The organism is Candidatus Binatia bacterium (assembly GCA_035631035.1).
Lineage (GTDB): Bacteria > Eisenbacteria > RBG-16-71-46 > SZUA-252 > SZUA-252 > DASQJL01.
In genome coordinates this window covers 62,401-81,575 of sequence record DASQJL010000062.1, presented here as the reverse complement: position 1 = coordinate 81,575, position 19,175 = coordinate 62,401, and the positions used below count along the sequence as shown (strand labels likewise).

General features: G+C 68.9%; 13 protein-coding genes and 1 pseudogene. 9 read left to right on the top strand and 5 right to left on the bottom strand.

All coding sequences use genetic code 11. The features are described 5' to 3' along the window. Positions 1 to 16: 16 nt before the first annotated feature. Positions 17 to 1,129: pseudogene (locus VE326_06705) on the bottom strand (saccharopine dehydrogenase C-terminal domain-containing protein). Between the two features lie 19 nt (positions 1,130 to 1,148). Next, positions 1,149 to 2,396 (bottom strand): cation:proton antiporter, encoded by a 1,248-nt coding sequence (locus VE326_06700; GenBank protein HYJ32895.1) that lies wholly within the window; start codon positions 2,394 to 2,396, stop codon positions 1,149 to 1,151. A 110-nt stretch (positions 2,397 to 2,506) separates the two neighbouring features. Between VE326_06700 and VE326_06695 the strand changes: the two genes are divergently transcribed. Next, entirely contained in the window at positions 2,507 to 3,079 is a 573-nt protein-coding gene (locus VE326_06695) for a tetratricopeptide repeat protein (GenBank protein ID HYJ32894.1), read from the top strand. Positions 3,080 to 3,106: 27 nt separating this feature from the next. On the opposite strand, the gene VE326_06690 is transcribed toward VE326_06695, so the two are convergent. After that, the gene (locus VE326_06690; protein HYJ32893.1) at positions 3,107 to 3,925 is read right to left on the bottom strand and encodes a polyphosphate kinase 2 family protein; all 819 of its coding nucleotides are present in this window, start codon (positions 3,923 to 3,925) and stop codon (positions 3,107 to 3,109) included. Positions 3,926 to 4,023: 98 nt separating this feature from the next. Beyond that, positions 4,024 to 6,192: a M43 family zinc metalloprotease gene (locus VE326_06685; GenBank protein HYJ32892.1), complete on the bottom strand. Its 2,169-nt coding sequence runs from the start codon at positions 6,190 to 6,192 to the stop codon at positions 4,024 to 4,026. A gap of 406 nt (positions 6,193 to 6,598) precedes the next feature. Here VE326_06685 and VE326_06680 point away from each other — a divergent pair, with 406 nt between their 5' ends. Beyond that, positions 6,599 to 8,860 carry a protein kinase gene (locus VE326_06680; protein HYJ32891.1) on the top strand — a complete coding sequence of 754 codons (2,262 nt, stop codon included), beginning with the start codon at positions 6,599 to 6,601 and terminating at the stop codon, positions 8,858 to 8,860. Positions 8,861 to 9,086: 226 nt separating this feature from the next. On the opposite strand, the gene VE326_06675 is transcribed toward VE326_06680, so the two are convergent. Beyond that, positions 9,087 to 10,535: an OmpA family protein gene (locus VE326_06675; GenBank protein HYJ32890.1), complete on the bottom strand. Its 1,449-nt coding sequence runs from the start codon at positions 10,533 to 10,535 to the stop codon at positions 9,087 to 9,089. A 143-nt stretch (positions 10,536 to 10,678) separates the two neighbouring features. On the opposite strand from VE326_06675, the gene VE326_06670 reads away from it, so the two are divergent. The 7 genes from VE326_06670 (at position 10,679) to VE326_06640 (ending at position 19,156) form a co-directional block, all read left to right on the top strand. Continuing rightward, the gene (locus VE326_06670) at positions 10,679 to 12,220 is read left to right on the top strand and encodes a helicase HerA-like domain-containing protein (GenBank protein HYJ32889.1); all 1,542 of its coding nucleotides are present in this window, start codon (positions 10,679 to 10,681) and stop codon (positions 12,218 to 12,220) included. Between the two features lie 25 nt (positions 12,221 to 12,245). Beyond that, complete coding sequence (locus VE326_06665) at positions 12,246 to 12,737, top strand: GNAT family N-acetyltransferase (protein ID HYJ32888.1); 492 nt, start codon at positions 12,246 to 12,248, stop codon at positions 12,735 to 12,737. Further along, positions 12,734 to 14,095 carry a Phenylacetic acid catabolic protein gene (locus tag VE326_06660; GenBank protein HYJ32887.1) on the top strand — a complete coding sequence of 454 codons (1,362 nt, stop codon included), beginning with the start codon at positions 12,734 to 12,736 and terminating at the stop codon, positions 14,093 to 14,095. The genes VE326_06665 and VE326_06660 overlap by 4 nt, the downstream gene beginning before the upstream one ends. 193 nt (positions 14,096 to 14,288) lie before the next feature. After that, on the top strand, positions 14,289 to 14,819 hold the full coding sequence (locus tag VE326_06655; GenBank protein ID HYJ32886.1) for an SgcJ/EcaC family oxidoreductase: 531 nt from the start codon (positions 14,289 to 14,291) through the stop codon (positions 14,817 to 14,819). A gap of 29 nt (positions 14,820 to 14,848) precedes the next feature. Next, entirely contained in the window at positions 14,849 to 16,420 is a 1,572-nt protein-coding gene (locus VE326_06650) for a GAF domain-containing protein (GenBank protein ID HYJ32885.1), read from the top strand. Beyond that, on the top strand, positions 16,420 to 17,106 hold the full coding sequence (locus VE326_06645) for a response regulator transcription factor (protein ID HYJ32884.1): 687 nt from the start codon (positions 16,420 to 16,422) through the stop codon (positions 17,104 to 17,106). Before VE326_06650 ends, VE326_06645 begins: the two co-directional genes overlap by 1 nt. A 49-nt stretch (positions 17,107 to 17,155) precedes the next feature. Next, positions 17,156 to 19,156 (top strand): PAS domain S-box protein, encoded by a 2,001-nt coding sequence (locus VE326_06640; GenBank protein HYJ32883.1) that lies wholly within the window; start codon positions 17,156 to 17,158, stop codon positions 19,154 to 19,156. Positions 19,157 to 19,175: the final 19 nt, after the last annotated feature.

Here is a 19,175-nt window from a genome sequence, read left to right as displayed (position 1 = left end):
GCTCGTGCTTGCCGATCTCCTTGAGGAACGCCTCGGCCGGGATCGCCCGCTCCATGGCGGCCACGCCGCGGAAGGGGACCTCGCCGCGCGCCATCATGAGCGCGGCCGCCGTCGTCGGATAGGCCGTGGTCCGCATCATCGCGCTCACGCCGCGCTTCATGTCCATCGCGTCCAGCATCTCGAAGGAGATCTCCCGCCGCTTGCCGTCCTTCACGCCGTTCACCGTCACGCGCATCACGACCACGTCCGGCTCGTTCGGGAAGGTGAGGAGCGGCTCCACGACGGCCGCGAAGAGCGACCGAGGCGAGACCGGGACCCCTTCCACGGGGACCGGCGTCGTCTCGAGGAGCCCGAGGTCGCGGAGCAGCCGGATCCGCGCCGCATGGCCGGGGTAGCGCACCGTCTTGTAGTCCAGGGTCTTCACCTTCCCCTCGAACGTCCAGGGCATGGTGGAGGTGCCGCCCAGCGTCACGAAGGCCTCGCACGTGCCCACCGGCTTCGGGAAGGTGAGTGTCTCCTCTTCGGTCAGCGTCTCGACCTCGACCCGCTTTCCCCCGCGGAGGGCGGTGGCGAAGCCCAGGTATTCGTTCAGGAGCCCGTACATCGAGAAGACCATCATGTAGTCGAGCGGAGGACGGGGGCGAAGCGGCAGGCCGCCGACCCGGATGTGGACCTCGTCGGCGCGGTCCAGCCGCCCGATGCCGGCCGTGGCGAGCACGTTCGCCATGCCGGGAGCGAGGCCGCAGTCGGGGACGATCGTGACGTCGGCGTCGCGCGCCCGCTCGTCCAGCGCCTCCTGCTCCCGCACCAGGTCGGTGTTCCCGCCCAGATCGCAGAAGGAAACCCCCGCGTCGATCGCCGCGCGCGTGAGCGTGAGGTTCAGGAAGTAGGGGACGGCCGAGATCACCACGTCGTAGCCGCGCAGCCTGTCGGTCAGGCGCGGCTCGTTCGCCACGTCGAGCACCTCGGCCCGCACGGCCGCGCGGGAGCCCGAGAGCCGCTCCGCCGCCTTGCGCGCGCGGGCTCCCTCCACGTCCGCGATCACGACTTCCTCCACGTCCGGCGCGCGCGCCAGATCCAATGCCGCCGCGAATCCCTGATATCCCGCTCCGAGCACGAGGAATCTCATACGCTTCGGTTCTCCTTCCTCAATGAGCCGGCGCCGCGCCCCCGCGCCGGAAGCTCCACTGGAGCGCCGGCGGGGTGACGAGCGTCGTGACGATGACCATGATGACGACCGCCGCGTAGAGCGGCGGCGTGACGATGCGCTCTCCGGCCAGCACGAGGCCGGTTCCGATGTTCGCGAAGATGAGGCCGACCTCGCCGCGGGGGACCATTCCGATCCCGACCGCCAGCCGGTTCAATCCGCGCCGCGGCACGCCCAGCATGCAGGCCTGCTTGCCGACCCAGGCCGCCACCGTGAGCGCGGCCGCGAGGCCGAGGATGGCGGGGTTCGCGAAGGAGCGCAGGTCCACGAGCATCCCCGTCCGGACGAAGAACACCGGCACGAGGATCGTGGAGATCGGGTGGATGAGGGAACGGAGCGTCTGCCCGCGCCGGGTCTCCTCGAACGCGGCGAAGAACGCGGGCTCGAGGATGAGCCCCGCCGCGAACGCGCCGACGATCGGCGCGAGGCCGGCGGCGGCCGCCAGGTAGGAGAGGACGAAGCAGACCACGAGTCCTCCCGTGAGGAGCGTCCCGGGAAGGCGCGACCGCGCGAAGAAGCGGAGCGCGTGGCGCGCGATGAGCGACCCGAGCACGATGGCGAGCACGAGGAACAGGAGCGCCTTGGCCGCGATCCAGCTCATGCCGATCACGGAGACCGATCCCGCTCCCGAGGCCGCCGCGGCGATGATCCCGGTCACCACGGCCAGGATCACGAGCCCCAGCACGTCGTCGATCACGGCCGCTCCCAGGATGATCTTCGCCTCCTCGCTCTTCGTCTGGTGCAGGTCCCGCAGGACGCGCGCCGTGATGCCGACGCTGGTCGCGGTCAGCACCGCGCCCAGGAACACGTGGACGTAGGTCGAACGGCCGGGGAGGAGCCACGCCCCCGCGCCCCAGCCCAGGAAGAAGGGCGCGATCACGCCGAGCGCCGCGACCAGGAGCGCGGAACGCCCCACCTTCATCATGTCGCCGATCGTGGATTCCAGCCCCACGTCGAAGAGGAGCACGATCACTCCCAGCTCGGCGAGGGCCGCGAGCGACGTGTTCGTCTGGAACGGCTCGAGCGCGTGGAAGCCCGCGAGTCCCAGGTTTCCGAGCACGATGCCGGCGACGAGCTCCCCCAGAACGGACGGCTGCCGGATGCGCTCGGCCAGCCAGCCTCCCGCCGTCGCGGCGGCCAGGATGACCGCGACCGCGAGAAGGAGCGGGCCGAACGATTCATGGGGCACAAGGGCAGAATACCGGCTCACCGGGGTATTTGGTAGGATCGGGGTCCAACCCTTTTCCACCGGTCTCGGAGGATCTCATGATTGCTCGGAAGTCTTTGTCCTTTTTGAGCTTGGCGCCCATCGCGGCGGCATTTCTGATCGCTGGTCCGCTCGCGGCCCCTCGCGCCCTCGCCTTCGGCTCGGCGCCCTCGTCCAAACCGGCCAAGGTCTCGACCCCCTCGTCGCCTGCGGATTCGGCGGCCCTGGCGGCTCAGACACGGGCCTCGGCCGAAGCCCTCTACAAGAAAGCGTGGGAAGATTCGGAGGCGGGCAAGGCGGACCTCAAGAACAACAAGCCGAAGGACGCGAACAAGAAGTTCGGGAAGGCGCTGAAGCGCTACGACCAGGCGACCAAGCTCGATCCCACCTACTTCGAAGCGTGGAACATGGTCGGGTTCTGCTCGCGCAAGACGGGCGACCTCAAGCGATCCTTCGCCGCGTACGACAAGGCGCTCCAGCTGAAGCCCGACTACGACGAGGCGCACGAGTACCTGGGCGAGGCGTATCTGATGTCGGGCGACATCGCGAAAGCGAAGGAGCAGCTGGCCTGGCTGAAGGAGAAGCAGAGCGCCGAGGCGACCGAGCTGGAGGAGGCGATCGAAGCGGCGGAAAAGGGGAAGACCGCGGAGCACGGCGGCTGGTAGCGACGGCCGCTCTAAATTGCGGCCGAGTCAGCGGATCTTCTGCCTCGCGATCTTGCGCGATACCTTGGGCCGGCGAAGACTCATCGAGTCCATGGTGTCGCGGAGCAGGCGGGCGACCATGGCGTCGCGCGCCCACTTCACGTTCGCCGGCACCACGTGCCAGGGAGCGACGTCGGTCGAGCAGCGGTTGATCGCATCCTCGTAGGCAGCCATGTAGTCCCCCCAGAGCTTCCGCTCCGCGAGGTCGGCCTCGGAGAACTTCCAGTTCTTCTCCGGGTTGTCCAATCGCTGCTGCAGCCTTCGCTTCTGCTCCGCCTTGGAGATATGGAGGTAGATCTTCACGATCCGCACGCCGTTCTCGCTCAGCATCCGCTCGAACTGATTGATCTGCTCGTAGCGCCCCTTCCAGACGGACGGAGGCACCAGCTCGTGGACCCGGACGACCAGCACGTCCTCGTAGTGGGAGCGGTTGAAGACTCCGATGACCCCGTTCGGCGGGACCGCCCGGTGGATGCGCCAGAGGAAATCGTGGGCCAGCTCCTCGGCGCTCGGAACCTTGAAGGAGGTGACGACGCAGGCGACGGGATTGAGCCCGCTCAGCACGTGGCGGATCGTGCCGTCCTTCCCGCCCGTGTCCATCGCCTGGAGCACGACGAGAAGGGCATGGCGCCCGTCGGCGTAGAGGAGCCGCTGCCGCTCGCGCAGGCGCTCGAGATCCTCTTCGAGCGAGGCGCGCGCGGCGTCCTTCCCCGAGAAGCCACCGGTGGAATCGGGATCGATCGCGGGGAGCCGGACGGGGCGTCCGGGGCGAACGCGGATCGCTCCGCGGGAGCGGGAGCCGTTCATCCGCCAAGGGTACCACGGCGCCGAACGGAAACGGGGCCGGCGATCGCGCCGGCCCCGCTCCGCGGATCCCCTTGGATCCGACGATTCCCGATGGTTCGCTACTTGAGCAGCGACAGGCGGCGAACCTGCTTCTGGCCGTCGGCCGAGAGCCTCATGAAGTAGACCCCGCTGGAGAGCTTCGCTGCGTCGAAGTCGAAGCTGTGGTTTCCGGCCGGGAGCACCCGGTCCACGACCGTCGAGACCAGTCGGCCCCGGATGTCGAACACGCGCACCGTGGCCCGTCCCTCACGCGCGAGACCGAACTCGATCTTGGTGCGGGGATTGAACGGGTTGGGCCGCGCGGCGAAGCGGACGAGGCCGCCGTTGACGTCGCGGGCGTTCTGGATCGCGCCCGCTCCGTTGGCGAGTCGCGCCGAGCCGATGAGCGGCCGGTACGTCGACATCATGAAGTCGGCGCGGGAGTCCTGGCCGGCCGTGAACTGGTTGTAGCAGGCGTCGGTCGAGTAATCCATGTAGTTGTGGATCGGGTCGAGACCGGCCTCGGGGCAGGTGTCCTTGCCGCTGGGGCAGCCCGACGTGGCCGTGTTCTCGCCCGGCGTGTCGCAGACGAGATCGCCGGCGCCGGAGCAGTTGCCGCCGTCGCATCCGCCCTGGAACGTGTGGTAGAGGCCGACCCAGTGCCCGACCTCATGCGAGGCGGTGCCGCCCAGGTTGTACGGGGAGAGCGAGCCGCCCGGAAGGGACGCGTAGTGGACCACGACGCCGTCCTGGTTCCCGTTCGCGGAGAGATCCCAGGGGAAGGTCGACCAGCCGAGCAGGTTCTGGCCCGGAGAGGCCGTGTACAGGTTGAGCGCGCTCGTCCAGTTCCTGGCGAGGGTCGCCTTCGCCTGCTTCTCGTTGCGCGAGCCCGGGGTCATGGTGAACCACTTGCGGTTGCTGGTGCGATCGGTGCCTGCGAGCACGAACGTGTAGCCCGTGTTCACCGCGCCCGCGACCGGGTTGCCGTTGTAGTCGAGCCCGGCATAGTTGCGGTTGAGCACCTGGATCTGGGCCGCGATCTGGGCGTCGGTGACGTTGCCGCTCGAGCCGCTCGTGATCACGTGGACGTAGACCGGAATCACGCCGCCCGCCGCAACGCGCCCTTGCTGGATGTAGAGGTCGACGTCGGACTTCTTCGGCGCCTTCATGCTCGCGCCCTTGGCGTCGGTGGCGCAGCGATAGACCACGTCACCCGCGTCGGTGCCGCGGGGGCCGTGCGCTTCGGTGGCGCGGAAGTCGGTGACCGGGAGTTCTTCGGCGTTGGCGATGCGCGCCGAGCCGATGAGCGGCCGGTAGTTGGCCATCATGGCGTCCGCGCGGACGTCCTGGCCGGGCGTGAACTGGTTGTAGCAGGCGTCCGTCGAGTAATCCATGTAGTTGTGGATCGGATCGAGACCCGCCTCGGGGCAGGTGTCCTTGCCGCTCGGGCAGCCCGACGTGGCCGAAGCCTCACCCGGCGTGTCGCAGACCTGGTCGCCGCCACCGGAGCAGTTGCCGCCGTCGCAGCCGCCCTGGAACGTGTGATAGAGGCCGACCCAGTGCCCCACCTCGTGCGACGCCGTACCGCCCAGGTTGTAGGGCGCGAGCGAGCCGCCCGGGAGCGACGCGTAGTGGATCACCACGCCGTCCATCTTGCCGTTGCTGGAGAGATCCCAGGGGAACGTCGACCAGCCGAGGAGATTCTGCCCCGGCTTCGCCGTGTACAGGTTGAGGGAGCTGGTCCAGTTGACCGCGAGCGCGTTCTTCGCCTGCGACTCGACGCGCGAGCCCGGGGTCATCTTGAACCATTGCCGACTGTTGGTTCGGGTGACGCTCGCCAGAACAAACGTGTAACCCGTGTTCTGCGCCCCGGCCACCGGATTCCCGTTGTAGTCCAGTCCCGCGTAGTTGCGGTTCAAGACCTGGATCTGCGCCGCGATCTGAGCGTCGGAGACATTGCCGGTCGAGCCGTCGTAGATGACGTGGAAATTCACCGGAATCACGCCGCCCGCCATCACCCGGTTTTCCTGGATCCACCGGTTGATCTGCGCCATGTCGGGGGCATTGTGCGAAATGCGGTTGTCGGTGCCGCAGCGGTAGACGATCTCGCCGTTGTCGGCCATGCGGCCGTTCTCGGCGGTTGCCCATCGGCCCTGGCCGACGTCCGGCTCACCTGCCGCAAGCGCGAGGGGAGCCGTGAGGAGAAGGGCGAGGGATGCGAGTGCAGCGAGGGACAGAAGACGCTTCATGCTGAGACCTCCTGGGATGCTTCGTTCGGGTTGGGACGTCACCGGCACGAACGAGTTCGACCGCGCGTGATGTCGGAGGCGATCGTCCGCGGTAGAGCCGGAAGCAGCCCGAAAGGGCGCACGGGTGGACGATGTCCCGGCCGCGGGTGGGGATGGCCGGAATCATGGCAAAACGGAGAGCCCTCGTTCGGTCGTGAGCCAACGAGTCTCGTGCTCCTGTGTTTGCCTGGGTGGATGGAAGGAGGATGAGCTCGGCTTATCGCCCCCCGAACCGCCGGGCTCCCTTCCAGAGCGCTACCGTACCCAAATCACGTCAGTTGCACAAGCCTGCGTTTCACGTTTCGCGGATGAATTGGGTGATTTTCCCCGCCCCGAAAGCGGCGGGGCGCCGTGCTATCCTCCCGCCATGATCGGCACCCTGCTCGGCCGCTACCGCGTCCTCGAGCCGCTCGGCGAGGGCGGGATGGGACGCGTCTTCCTCGCCGAAGATCCCGCGCTCGGGCGGAGAGTCGCCGTGAAAGTGTTGCCGCCGGAGTTTTCGCAGGACAAGGACCGGCGCGAGCGCCTTCTGCACGAAGCGCGGGCGGCCTCCGCGCTCAATCACCCGAACATTCTCACCATCCACGATCTCGGCGAAGCGGACGGCGCCTTGTATGTCGCCATGGAGCGGGTTGAAGGATGCACGCTGCGCGAGTGGGCCCACGGTCGCTCACGCTCTCCTTCGGAGGTACTCCATCTTCTGCGCCAGGCTCTCGCGGCGCTCGGCGTCGCGCATCAGGCGGGGCTGGTGCACCGCGACCTAAAGCCCGAGAACATCATGGTTCGCACCGACGGTCTCTTGAAGATCCTGGATTTCGGATTGGCCCGGAGCGTCACGCCCGGCGTCGCGGCGCGCACAGCGACGTTGCCGGGAACGATCCTCGGCACCGCGCCGTACATGTCGCCCGAGCAAGTCCTCGGCCAGCCCGCCGGACCGGCAAGCGATCTCTTCTCGCTCGGCTCGATCCTCTACGAGCTGCTCACGGGTCGTCATCCGTTCGCGGCGAACACCGCGGTCGAAACGATGCATCGCATCCTGCACGAAGCGCCGGAGGCGCCTTCGCGCGTGAATCGCGCGCTCACCGCGGATTTCGACTTCGTGCTGGCGAAGGCGCTCTCCAAGGATCCCACCCGGCGGCACGCCTCCGCCCACGATATGGACATCGATCTCGAGACGCTGGAGTGCGGCTGCGGCACGGCGGCGCCGCTGGATGAAGAAGGCGCCGGTCCGCGCACGCTGGCCGTGCTCCCGTTCAAGAATATCGGGGGCGATCCGGAGCTGAGCTACCTGGGCGTCGGCCTCGCGGACGCGGTCATCACGCGGCTCTCCTCATCGCCCGACCTGATCGTGCGCGCCACGAGCAGCATCGCCTCCTACCACAACCAGCCCGTCGATCCGCGCCGCGTCGGGACCGAGCTGGACACGAGCGCCGTGCTCGACGCCTCGTTCCAGCGCTTCGGCGAGCGGTTCCGGGCGACCGCTCGGCTGGTGGAGACGGCCACGGGCCGCTCCCTCTGGGCGGGGAAGGTGGACCTCAAGTTCGACGACATCTTCGAGGTCCAGGACCAGGTGGCCCACGGGATCGCGGAGGCGATGACCGCGCGGCTGCAGCAGGCCCCGGCAAAAGGGGCCCACAGCCACGCACCGTCCCCGCAGGCGTATGCCCTCCTCCTGAAGGGCCAGGAGGCGTGGCGCTCGTCGAGCGAGGAGGGGTTTCGGAGGGGGATTGCGCTGGCCGAAGAGGCGGTGCGGGTCGATCCGGCGTTCGCCGACGCCTGGGGGTTCCTGGGAAGTTACTACCATGGCCTGACCGACGCCGGCTTCGATCCCGACCCGATCTGGTTCGCCAAGGCCGATCACGCCCTGGCCCAGGCCCTCTCGCTCGATCCCGAGAATCTCCAAGCCCTCTTCGCGAGAGCTGCTCTGCGGCTGACCCGCGGAGCCAAGCGCGACGCCTACGCCGGCTTCACGGCGATCTACGGGCGCGCTCCGAACAACCCGTTCGTGCCCCATTACTTCTCCTACCTGTTCCGCTTGTGCGACATGATCGACGTGGCCCTGACCGCCTCGCTGCGGGGAACCGAGATCGATCCGAGTACGCCATGGCCGTACTGGATGCGCATTCGTTTGCTGGCGATGTCGGGCCGGCTCCGCGAGGCGCGCGAGGAACATGAAGCGACCCAGGCGAGGTTCCCCTCGACGCGGGGGAATCCCGAATTCTTCATGCTCCTCTTCGGGGACCAGCCTGAGGAGCTGGTGAAGCGAGTCGAATCCGAAGCGCTGACGCCCCGGACCGGATCGATGATGGCGAACGTGGCCCTCGCCCTCGCCAAGGTGGGCCGCAACTCCGACGCTGCCTCCTACGTTCCCCGCATCGAGCGCTACGCGGCCGTGGACATGGATATGGCGGCGGACATGGCCGCCCTTAGCGCCCACCTGGGAGATCCGGATGCGGCGTTCCGCCATCTCGACCGCGCGGTGGCTCTCGGCAACGACACGCTGTCCCTGTACGAGAACCCGATCTTCTTCGCACCGCTCTTCGAAGACAAACGCTGGGGGCCCTTCCTGGACGGAGTCCGCACGCGGGTGAGTCAGTGGAAGCAAGAATTCCGCTGGCCCCCGATCTGAGCCGAGACGCCGGGAGCGACCCCCTTCCGAAGAGTCCCCTCGCCCAGCCCCGTCGACATCCAACCCGAAAGCAGAGAAAAAGGCAGCGGGGCCGTGCAAGAGTGCCACGGCCCCGCCTTGCCCCTTCCCGATCGGGACCGATCCTCGCGCGTCGCCGCGCGATTCGCGTTCCTTCACCGGCCCGGAGAACCCCCCTCCCATCACCCCGCACCACAGCCCGCGGGGATCACTCCTTCGGGGCGAGCCCTCGCTTCTCCGATTCCTTTCGGAGCGTCTCCTTGTTCAGTACGCGGAACTCCACGCGCCGGTTGCGGGCGCGTCCCAGCGCGGTCGTGTTCGTCGCGATCGGCTGCGTCTCGCCGTAGCCCTTCGCGGTGAACTGCTCCGGCTTGAGCTCCGGGAACTTGTTCACGAGATAGTCGCGCACCGCGCTGGCGCGCGCCTGGCTGAGGGCCAGGTTCCGCGCGTCGGTGCCGCGCGAATCGGTGTGTCCGGCAATCTCGATGCGCAGATCCGGCCACCGGCCCAGGATGTCGGCCACCTCGTCGAGCGTGGCGAACGATTCCGGCAGGATCTTCGCCTTGCCGGTGTCGAAGTTCACGTTCTGGAGTCGGATCATGCCGGTCTCGAGCAGCTCCGTCTCCTTGGAGCTGACCGTGATCGGGCAGCCGGTCGCGTCCACGCGCGCGTTCTCCGGCGTGTCGGGACACTTGTCGAGGCCGTCGCAGACGCCGTCCTGATCGGCGTCGGTGGGGCAGCCGTTCGGATTCACGATGCATCCCGCCGGCGTTCCGTCGCACTGGTCGAGGCCGTCCGGAACCGTGTCGTTGTCGGTGTCCACCGGGCAGCCGGTGGCGTTGACCCGCGCTCCGGCCGGCGTGTTGCTGCACTGGTCGACGCCGTCGGGAACCCCGTCCTGGTCCGCGTCCATCGTGCAGCCGGTCGCGTCGACGGCGGCGCCCTTCGGGGTGCCCTCGCAGCGGTCGATGCCGTCGGGGACGCCGTCCTGGTCGCTGTCCACCGGGCATCCGGACGCGTCCACGCGGGCGCCGAGCGGCGTGCCGGGGCAGCGGTCGACCTTATCGCGCACGCCGTCGCGATCGCTGTCCTTGGCCGCGCCGCCGAATCCGAAGGAGAGCGACGCGAAGGCCTCGGGGCCGTGCTTGTACTTCTCTGCGTTTTCACTGGGCACGAACACCTTGTAGGCCACCTCGCGGCCGTCCAGGCGCAGCGCGAGCCGGTCGTTGAGGCGGATGTGGAAGCCGAGCCCGCCGTTCAAGGCGAGCTTGGTCGCGCTCGTGCTGTCGCCAGCCAGGTGCATGGCGCCGGCGCCCACCATGAGATAGGGCTGGATGCGGTCCTGGAGGAGGAACAGGGTGAAGTCGCCGCTCAGGTGGAGCAGCTTCAGGGTCGCGCCGGAGTCCGATTCCGACTTCGCGTAGATGCCGCGCGCCTCGAGGGCCAGGGACCGCGAGAGGGCAACCCCCGCGATCGCGCCGAACATGGGATGATGCGGCTCGACGCCGAGCTCGTTGGGAATCCAGAGCTCGCCTCCTCCGGGCGCGATCCATCCGGTGGGATCGTCGGCGCTCGCGGAGCCTGGCGCGATGGCGTTCGCCACGGCGGCGGCCACGATCGCGGCGGCGCCGAGCAGGCGGCGCATCCGTGCGTTCACGGGCGGGAGTCCTCCAAGTGGGTGGTCGCGCGGCGCGGGAGAATGCCGCGCGGCTCGCGCACTCTAACGAACGCGCCGCGCCGGGCGCAAGCGCGATGTGTCCCGCGATTGACGCGCGCCCTGTTCGCTGGCAGCATCGCGGCATGGCGGCCGATTTCAAGGACACGATCGCGAAGGGCTACGCGTTCTCGGGCGAGTCGATCGAGCTCGGAGCGGCGATGAAGGACGGCGCGGTGGTGGACGGCGCCACGGTCCGCGTGCCGCTCGCGATGATGAACCGCCACGGACTGGTCGCGGGCGCCACCGGCACGGGAAAGACGAAAACCCTCCAGCTCATGGCCGAGCAGCTCTCCGCCCAGGGCGTGCCCGTGTTCCTCGCCGACTTGAAGGGCGATCTGAGCGGGATCGCCGCTCCCGGCGAATCGAGCCCCAAGGTGCTCGAGCGCGCGAAGGCGGTTGGCGTCACGTTCCAACCCGCGGCGTTTCCGGCCGAGTTCGTCGGGCTGTCGGGGAAGAACGGCGTTCCGCTGCGCGCCACCGTGTCGTCGTTCGGTCCGCTCCTGCTCGCGCGCGCGTTCCAGTTGAACGAGACGCAGCAGAGCGTCCTGGCCATGGTCTTCAAGCTGTGCGACGACCAGAAGCTGCTCCTCCTCGACCTCGCCGACTTGAAGGCGGTGCTCCAGTACCTCGCCGGGGAAGGCGCGGGAGAGCTCGCGTCGTACGGCGGACTATCCAAGGCGACGGTCGGCGTGCTGCTCCGGAAGATCGTGGAGATGGAGCAGCAGGGCGCCGACCGTTTCTTCGGGGAGCCCGAGTTCGAGGTCCAGGACCTGCTCCGCGTCGATCCCTCGGGCAAGGGGATCGTCACCCTCCTCGAGCTGGACGACATCCAGGACCACCCGGCGCTCTTCAGCACCTTTCTCATGTGGCTCCTCGCCTCGCTCTACCGCGAGCTGCCCGAGGTGGGCGACGTCGCAAAGCCCAAGCTGGTCTTCTTCTTCGACGAGGCGCACTTCCTCTTCGAGGACGCGAGCAAGGCGTTCCTGAGCGAGGTGGAGCAGACCGTGCGGATGATCCGCTCGAAGGGCGTGGGCGTCTTCTTCGTGACGCAGAACCCCAAGGACGTGCCGGACGACGTGCTGGCCCAGCTGGGCAACCGCGTCCAGCACGCGCTTCGCGCCTTCACCCCCGACGACGAGAAGGCGCTCAAGGCCGCGGCGAACACCTTTCCGCGTTCCGAGTTCTACGACATCGCGAAGACGATCCTCTCCCTCGGGATCGGCGAAGCCCTCGTCACCGTGCTCTCCGAGCGCGGGACGCCTACGCCGGTGGCCGCCACGCGCATGATCCCGCCCTCGAGCCTGATGGCCCCGATCCCGCCGGCCGAGCGCGAGAAGCGGATCCAGCAGTCGCCGCTCATGGCCGAGTACGGGAAGCCGGTCGACCGCGAGAGCGCCCGGGAGCTGCTCGAGGCGCGCGCGCAGGCGCCCGGCGCCGCACCGTCCGCCGGAAGCGCCGCTCCGGCCGGGCGCGGCCGCGCGGCCGCGCCGGCACCGAACATGGCGGAAGCGGTCGGCAAGGCGATCAACTCGCCGCTGGGCCGGGCGGTCGGGCGCGAGCTGGTGCGCGGCCTCTTCGGCGTGCTCGGCGTCTCGACCGGAACCCGGCGGCGCCGTAGCTTCTAGCGGAGCGCCGGTGTATCCTGATGCGGTGAACGCCGCGCCGGGGCAGGTCCGCATCCGTTCCCTCTCCGAGCTGGATATCTCCCGGATCGTCGCCATCGACGAGCGCCTGACCGGGATCTACCGCCCCGACGTCTGGGAGCGGCGCGTCGGCTACTACATCCGGCGCGACGCCGACGCCTGCCCCGTGGCCGAGGTGGACGGGAGGGTCGTCGGATTCATGTTCTCCGACGTGCGCGGCGGCGAATTCGGCCTCGAAGAGACCAGCGGGTGGATCGAGCGCTTCGGCGTCGACCCCGACTACCAGGGGCGCTCCATCGGCCGGCGGCTCTTCGACGCCGTGGTCGAGAACATGAAAGCCCGCGGGGCGACGGTGCTCCGCACGATCGTGGACCAGAAGGACGAGGAACTGGCCTCCTTCCTCCGCGCGGTGGGGTTCGTGAACGCCCCGCTCACCGCGCTCGAGCTCCCGATGAAGGGAGCGGACATGGCCGGAGGACGGCGGGCCGAACGCGCATGAACGTCGAGCAGACCACGCTTCCCAAGAAGTTCCACGACGCCGTCCTTCACTGGCAGCGTCACAACTTCCCCGACTACGACCTCCTGCCGAAGTACTGGGAGAAATACTTCCCGAACGAGCCGGAGTTCTGCCTCTGCGCCAAGATGGAGCTGGGGATGACCGACACGATCGAGGTCGGCGACCGGAAGGGGGAGCGGCGCATGCTGGCGCCGTCCGAGATGGGGGAGGACGCCGCGGGCCACCTCCTGGCCATCATCCGCGCGCAGGCCTCCACCGAGTTCGGCTCGATCCAGCAGCACGAGGCGACCCTGGCGCGCGCCCAGGACGACGAGGACCGCTTCTGGGTGCTCCGCGTCATGGCCGAAGAGCTGCGCCACGGCTACCAGATGTTCCACATGCTGACGTCGCAGGACTGGTCTTCGGTGTCGTCCCAGAGGGCGGAGGAGATGATCGAGGAGATCCTCTCCATGCGCACCGGATCGCACGTTCTGGACGCCTTCAACCTCGACTACGACTCCTTCGTGGACAACGTCGTGTTCGCCGCGGTGATCGACCGCGTCGGCAAGTACCAGCTCTCGATGCAGCGGGTTTGCTCGTACAAGCCGTTCGCCCAGTCGATGCCGCCGATGCTCCGCGAGGAGGCCTTCCACCTCGCGGCGGGCGTCATCCCGCTGCGCCGCTGGGTGCAGCGGGCCGCGCAGGGCAACGAGCTGGTGACGATGGCCTCCATCCAGAAGGCCTTCAACAAATGGCTTCCCCGGGGCCTCGAGATGTTCGGGCACGAAAAAGGCGGCGACTCCAACGTCCGTTTCGGGTTCAAGAACATGAAGAACGCCGAGGCGCAGTCGCAGTACTACGACGAGTGCCGGAAAATGATCGCGGACTTGAACCAGCGCTACGCGCGCGCCCGGTCTCCCGAGCTCTCCCCCGAGCAGGCCGAGACCCTGGTCGCCCGCCTCCACAAGGGCGGCGGTCGCGAGAAGGGTATCGCGAGCCACGACCTCCTCGATCTTCCCGATCCACGATTCTTTCGCAGGAAGGGGGAACCCGCATGGACGATGATCGGGACGCGAGGCGAAGCGTTCGACACCGTGGACGCCTATCTCGCCCATTTGAAGGAGCATCTGCCGGAGCCGTACCTGGCCAGCCGCGACATGAGCGTGTACGTCGCGACCCTGCGCGACGTGGCGGCCGGCACGGTCGCGCCCGAGCAGGCGAGCAGGCGGATGCCCTCCTTGAAGCGGGTCGGCGGGGTCTGTCCGTGCTCGAAATCGGTGCGGTGGATCGTCGAAGAGCCGGAGGCCGCGCCCGCGGCCGGCACGCCGACACCGCCGCGGGAAGTCTCGGGAGCCGCCTGAGACGCACCGCGGCGCACCCGTTTCCGGGACGCAGCCTGCAGTTCCTGGTCGGTCTCGCCCTGCTCGGCGGGATCATGGCCGTCCTCCTCCTTCTCTCTCCCTGAGCGTTCGTACCCCGTTTTGTGGTAGGGTTTTGGGACCCGGAACTGAGTCCGGGGCGGAGCGTTTCACGGACACGAACCGGGGGGTCTTCATGGTTCCGCTGAACGTTCGCGGGAGGGTTTTGTCCGCCCGGCGCCGCGTCCTGTGCGTCCTGGCGGTCGTTCTGGCTTCGTTCGCGGGATGCGCGCCTGCAGCCAAGCAGGAGAGCGCCACCGAGGTCCGCTCGGAGATCGAGGCCTCGAACAAGCAGTTCATGGATGCGTTCGCGCGCCGGGATGCCGCCGCGATCGGGCTCCTGTACGCCGAAGACGGCCAGGTGCTCCCGCCGGGGGCTCCGCCGCTCGATGGGCGCGAGGCGATCGTGACGATGTGGCAGAGCGTTCTCGCGCTTCCCTTCGCGGGCGTCACGCTGCAGACGGGCGACGTCGGCGTTGGCGAAGACTCCGCCTGGGAGACCGGGCGGTATACGATGACGGGGAACGACGGCAAGACCGCGGAAACGGGCAAATACATCGTGGTCTGGAAGCACGGCGAGGCTGGATGGAAGATCTATCGCGATATCTGGAACAGCAACACCCCCGCGACCTCGCCCGCGCCCGGAGGGACGCCGGCCGCTCCATAGCGCCGCGCTTCGCCGAGACCCGCGGCCTGGTGAGCCATGCCGCGGGGGAAACCGCCTGGGAGTGGGACCTCGAGAGCGGCCGGATCCAGCGGGGCGGCGCCATGCTGGCGATCACCGGCTACGGCCCGGGGGAGACCGGCTCCGATCCCGCGTGGTGGAAGGAGCGCATCCACCCCGAGGACCGGGCGTCGGTGCTCGCGGCCATCGACGCCGCCCTGGTCGGCGAGCGGCGCGAGCTGGTGATGCTCTATCGCTTCCGGCGCAAGGACGGCAGCTATGCGCTGCTCCTCGATCGCGCCTTCGTCCTCGGCGACGACCCCGAGCAGCCGACGCGGATCGTCGGGCTCGCCCGCGAGGTGACGCCGCCCCTCATCCCGCCCGAGAGAGCGCCGTCGCCGGTCGCCGCCGAGCCGGAAGGGGATCCGCCCCAGACGGACGCTCCGTCCGACCGGCCGCACGATTCCATTCTCGCGTTCGACCGCGTCACCGATCCCGCCCTCGCCTGCCTTCCGCTCGACGTTCTCGTGACCGAGGTCCTGGACCGTGTCCGTTCCGCGCTGCGCGGGGACGCGGCCCTCGCGCTGCTCCACACGGAGGACGGCGTGTCCCTCGACTGCCGGGCATCGGCCGGAATTCTGCCGGGAGCGTCCGCGCGCTTCGCCGTTCCGTCGCGACACGGCATCGTCGCGCGCGTGGCCTATTCGGCGGAGCCGATCCTCACGGACGATCCGCAGGGCGAAGGGGGCACGCCGCCGGGGTGGACCCGCATCTGCCGCTCCTTCGCCGGGGCGCCCATCGTTCTGGAGGCGCGCGTCGTGGGCGTGCTCTGCGTCGTGGCCCGCGCGCGTCTCGCGTTCAACGAGAACGACCGGCGGCTGCTGGAGCTCGCCGCCGACCGGATCGGCCCGGCCTTCGACCGGGCCCGGCTCCTCGAGAGCGGGCGGGCGGACCGCGACCGGCTGGCGTCGCTCTCGCGCACCATGGTCTCGTCTCTGGAAGAAGAGCGCCGGCGCGTCTCGCGCGAGCTGCACGACGAGATCGGCCAGCTCCTCACCTCGCTGCGCCTGACGCTGCGGTCCAGCGCCCCGTCGCGGGTGTCGGTGGACGAGATCATGGACGAGCTGTTCGCGCGCGTGCGCGACATCTCGACCCGGCTCCGCCCTCCGATGCTGGAGGACCTGGGCCTCGGCCCCGCGCTCAGCTGGCACTGCGAGCGCTTTGCGCTGCAGACCGGCGTGCGGGTCCATCTCATGACGACCGGGTTGGAGCGGCGCTACGCGGCCAAGGTGGAGCTGGCCGTGTTTCGCGTCGTGCAGGAGGCGCTGACCAACGTCGCGCGCCACGCGAAGGTGGCCGACGCGCGCGTCGCGGTGCGGGGCGCCCCCGACACCATCAACGTCCTCGTGATGGATCAGGGGATCGGCTTTCCCAGCGGATCCTTTCTCGAGCAGCAGTCCAGCGGTCTCATCGGGATGCGCGAGCGCGCGAGTTCCGTCGGGGGCCGCCTTCTCATTTCCTCGAACCCCGGTGGTGGAACCCGGGTATCGCTCCGTATTCCAATTCCCAAGGGAGATGTGTCCCCCTCCGACGAGGTGTCCTGATGACTCAGCCGATCACGATCATTCTGGCGGACGACCATCGCGTCGTCCGTGAAGCCCTTCGTTCCCTGCTCCAGTCGGAGCCCGACTTCCAGGTGGTCGCCGAAGCCTCCGACGGTCTCGCGGCGGCCGAGCTGACCGAGAAGCAGAAGCCCGACGTCCTGATCCTCGACCTCCAGATGCCGGGTTTGAACGGCCTGGACGTCCTTCGCCGCGTGGTCCGCCGGTCCCCGCGCACGCGCGTGGTGGTCCTCTCCATGCATGCGACCGAGGGCTATGTCGTCGCCGCCCTGAAGCACGGCGCGTCCGGCTACGTGACCAAGGATGCGAGCGCCTCCGAGCTGGCTGCCGCCGTCCGTAAGGCCATCGCGGGCCAGCGCTACGTGAGCTCGCCCTTCTCGAGCGCGGCCGTCGAGGAGTACGCGGCGCGGTCCCAGGGCGCGGCTCCGGATCCCTACGAGACCCTGACGGGGCGGGAGCGCGAGGTGTTCCACCTGGCGGCCGAGGGCCGGTCCAGCGCCCAGATCGCCGAACGCCTCCAGATCAGCCCCCGGACGGCGGAGACGCACCGGGCGAACGCCCTGAAGAAGCTCAAGCTGCACGGACAGACCAACCTGGTCCTCTACGCGGTGGAGAAGGGATTGATCCCGTCCAGCGCGCCCGAGGAATTGCGCGCGCCGCGGCCCTAGGTCCGGCCCTTGCAGGCTCGAATCGGCGGGGATCTACGGAGGTTTCACCATGACCGAACGCAAGCGGACGGACACGGAGACGGAGCAGAAGGGCGGCGCGGAGACGGGCGAGCTCGAGAAGACGATTCGCGAGCTTCGCGATAGCGAGGAGCGGTACCGGAGGCTGGTCGAGCTCTCTCCCGACGGCGTGTTCGTGCAGAGCGAGGGGGCGATCGTGTTCGCCAATCTGGCCGGCGCCAAGCTGATCGGCGCCGACCGGCCCCAGCGGCTCTTCGGCACGCCGATGCTGGAGCTGTTCCACCCCGATCATCGCGGCGATGCCAGCGCGCGCCTCGCGGAGGCGGGGACCAAGGGGCCCGCGGCGCCGTTCGAGGAGAAGATGGTGCGCCTCGACGGCGCGGTGATCGACGTGGAGGTGGCGGCGGCCCTGTTCACCTACCAGGGGAAGCCCTCGACCCAGATCATGATCCGCGACATCACGTCGCGGAAGGAATCGGAGGAGACGCTCCGGCGCCAGGCCGAGTTCATCCGCGCCGTCGCCGAGTCCACGGGCGAAGGACTCTACGCCATCGACCGCGCAGGCCGCGTCACGTTCATGAATCCCGCGGCCGGGGAGCTGATGGGCTGGACGCGCGATGAGCTCTTCCTGCGCGATCTCCACCAGATGACCCACTACCGGCGTCCCGACGGGACCTCCCTTCCTCGCCACGAATGCCCGATCCTGACCGCGATGGAGAACCGCACCACGATCGAGCGCGACGACGTCTTCATCAAGAAGGACGGATCGATGCTCGCGGTGAGCCTCTCCTCGTCGCCGCTCCGCTCCGCCACCGGCGAGACGGTTGGCGCCGTGATCCTGTTCCGCGACGCGACCGAGCGGCGGCGGCTGGAGGAGCAGCTCCTCCACGCCCAGAAGCTGGAGGCGGTCGGGCGGCTGGCCGGCGGGATCGCCCACGACTTCAACAACCTGCTCAGCGTCATCGCGGGCTACGGCGAGCTGGTGCTGGCCGATCTCAAGGAGCCCGGGGCGGCGCGGAGCCGCGTCCTCGAGATCCTGCGCGCCACCGAGCGTGCGACCGGCCTCACGCGGCAGCTCCTGGCGTTCGGGCGGAAGCAGGTGATCGAGCCGCGCGTGCTCGACCTGAACGCGACCGCGCAGGACGCCGAGCGGATGCTCCGGCGCCTGATCGGCGAGGACATCGACATCGCGATGAAGCTCGCTCCCGACCTCGGCCGCATCCAGGCCGATCCGGGCCAGGTGGAGCAGGTGATCATCAATCTCGCGGTGAACGCCCGCGACGCCATGCCGCGCGGCGGCAAGCTGACCATCGAGACGACGAACGTCGCGCTGGACGAGGATGCCGTGCGCGGCTACGTGGACGTGAAGCCGGGGCACTACGTGCGGCTCTGCGTCTCGGACACGGGCGTGGGCATGGATCGCGAGACGCGCGAGCACCTCTTCGAGCCCTTCTTCACGACGAAGGAAGCGGGGCGCGGCACGGGGCTGGGCCTCGCGACGGTCTACGGCATCGTGAAGCAGAGCGGGGGCCACGTCTGGGTCTACAGCGAGCCCGGGTGGGGGACCACCTTCAAGGTCTACTTTCCGCGTTTCGGCGACGTGGCCGAGCCGGGGCGTCCGGCGATCGAAGCCGGTCCCGCGCCCGGCGGCACGGAGACGATCCTGGTCGTCGAGGACGACGAGATGATCCGCTCGCTCATTCGCGACATCCTGGAATCGACGGGCTATCGCGTGCTGGTGGCGGACGATCCGGAGTCGGGCATGAAGCTGATCGGCGAGGAGCAGGAGATCCACCTGCTGCTCACCGACCTCATCCTTCCCGGCATGAGCGGCCGCGAGCTGGTGGACAAGGTGGCCGAGCTGAAGCCCGACATCCGCGTCCTCTTCATGTCGGGATACAGCGACGAAGCGGTGGCGCGCCACGGCATCCTGGAGCCGGGGCTGGCTTTCTTGCAGAAGCCCTTCTCGCGGGACGCCTTGGTGCGCAAGGTGCGCGAGGTGCTGGACTCGGCGGGATCGCGCATCGCGTGACCGACGGCCGTCCCAGCGC

Bases quoted from the DNA above. Each gene is read 5' to 3' on its own strand.
- VE326_06690 (HYJ32893.1), bottom strand. From the start codon at position 3,925: ATGAACGGCTCCCGCTCCCGCGGAGCGATCCGCGTTCGCCCCGGACGC.
- VE326_06685 (HYJ32892.1), bottom strand. From the start codon at position 6,192: ATGAAGCGTCTTCTGTCCCTCGCTGCACTCGCATCCCTCGCCCTTCTC.
- VE326_06680 (HYJ32891.1), top strand. From the start codon at position 6,599: ATGATCGGCACCCTGCTCGGCCGCTACCGCGTCCTCGAGCCGCTCGGC.
- VE326_06670 (HYJ32889.1), top strand. From the start codon at position 10,679: ATGGCGGCCGATTTCAAGGACACGATCGCGAAGGGCTACGCGTTCTCG.
- VE326_06660 (HYJ32887.1), top strand. From the start codon at position 12,734: ATGAACGTCGAGCAGACCACGCTTCCCAAGAAGTTCCACGACGCCGTC.
- VE326_06655 (HYJ32886.1), top strand. From the start codon at position 14,289: ATGGTTCCGCTGAACGTTCGCGGGAGGGTTTTGTCCGCCCGGCGCCGC.
- VE326_06645 (HYJ32884.1), top strand. From the start codon at position 16,420: ATGACTCAGCCGATCACGATCATTCTGGCGGACGACCATCGCGTCGTC.
- VE326_06640 (HYJ32883.1), top strand. From the start codon at position 17,156: ATGACCGAACGCAAGCGGACGGACACGGAGACGGAGCAGAAGGGCGGC.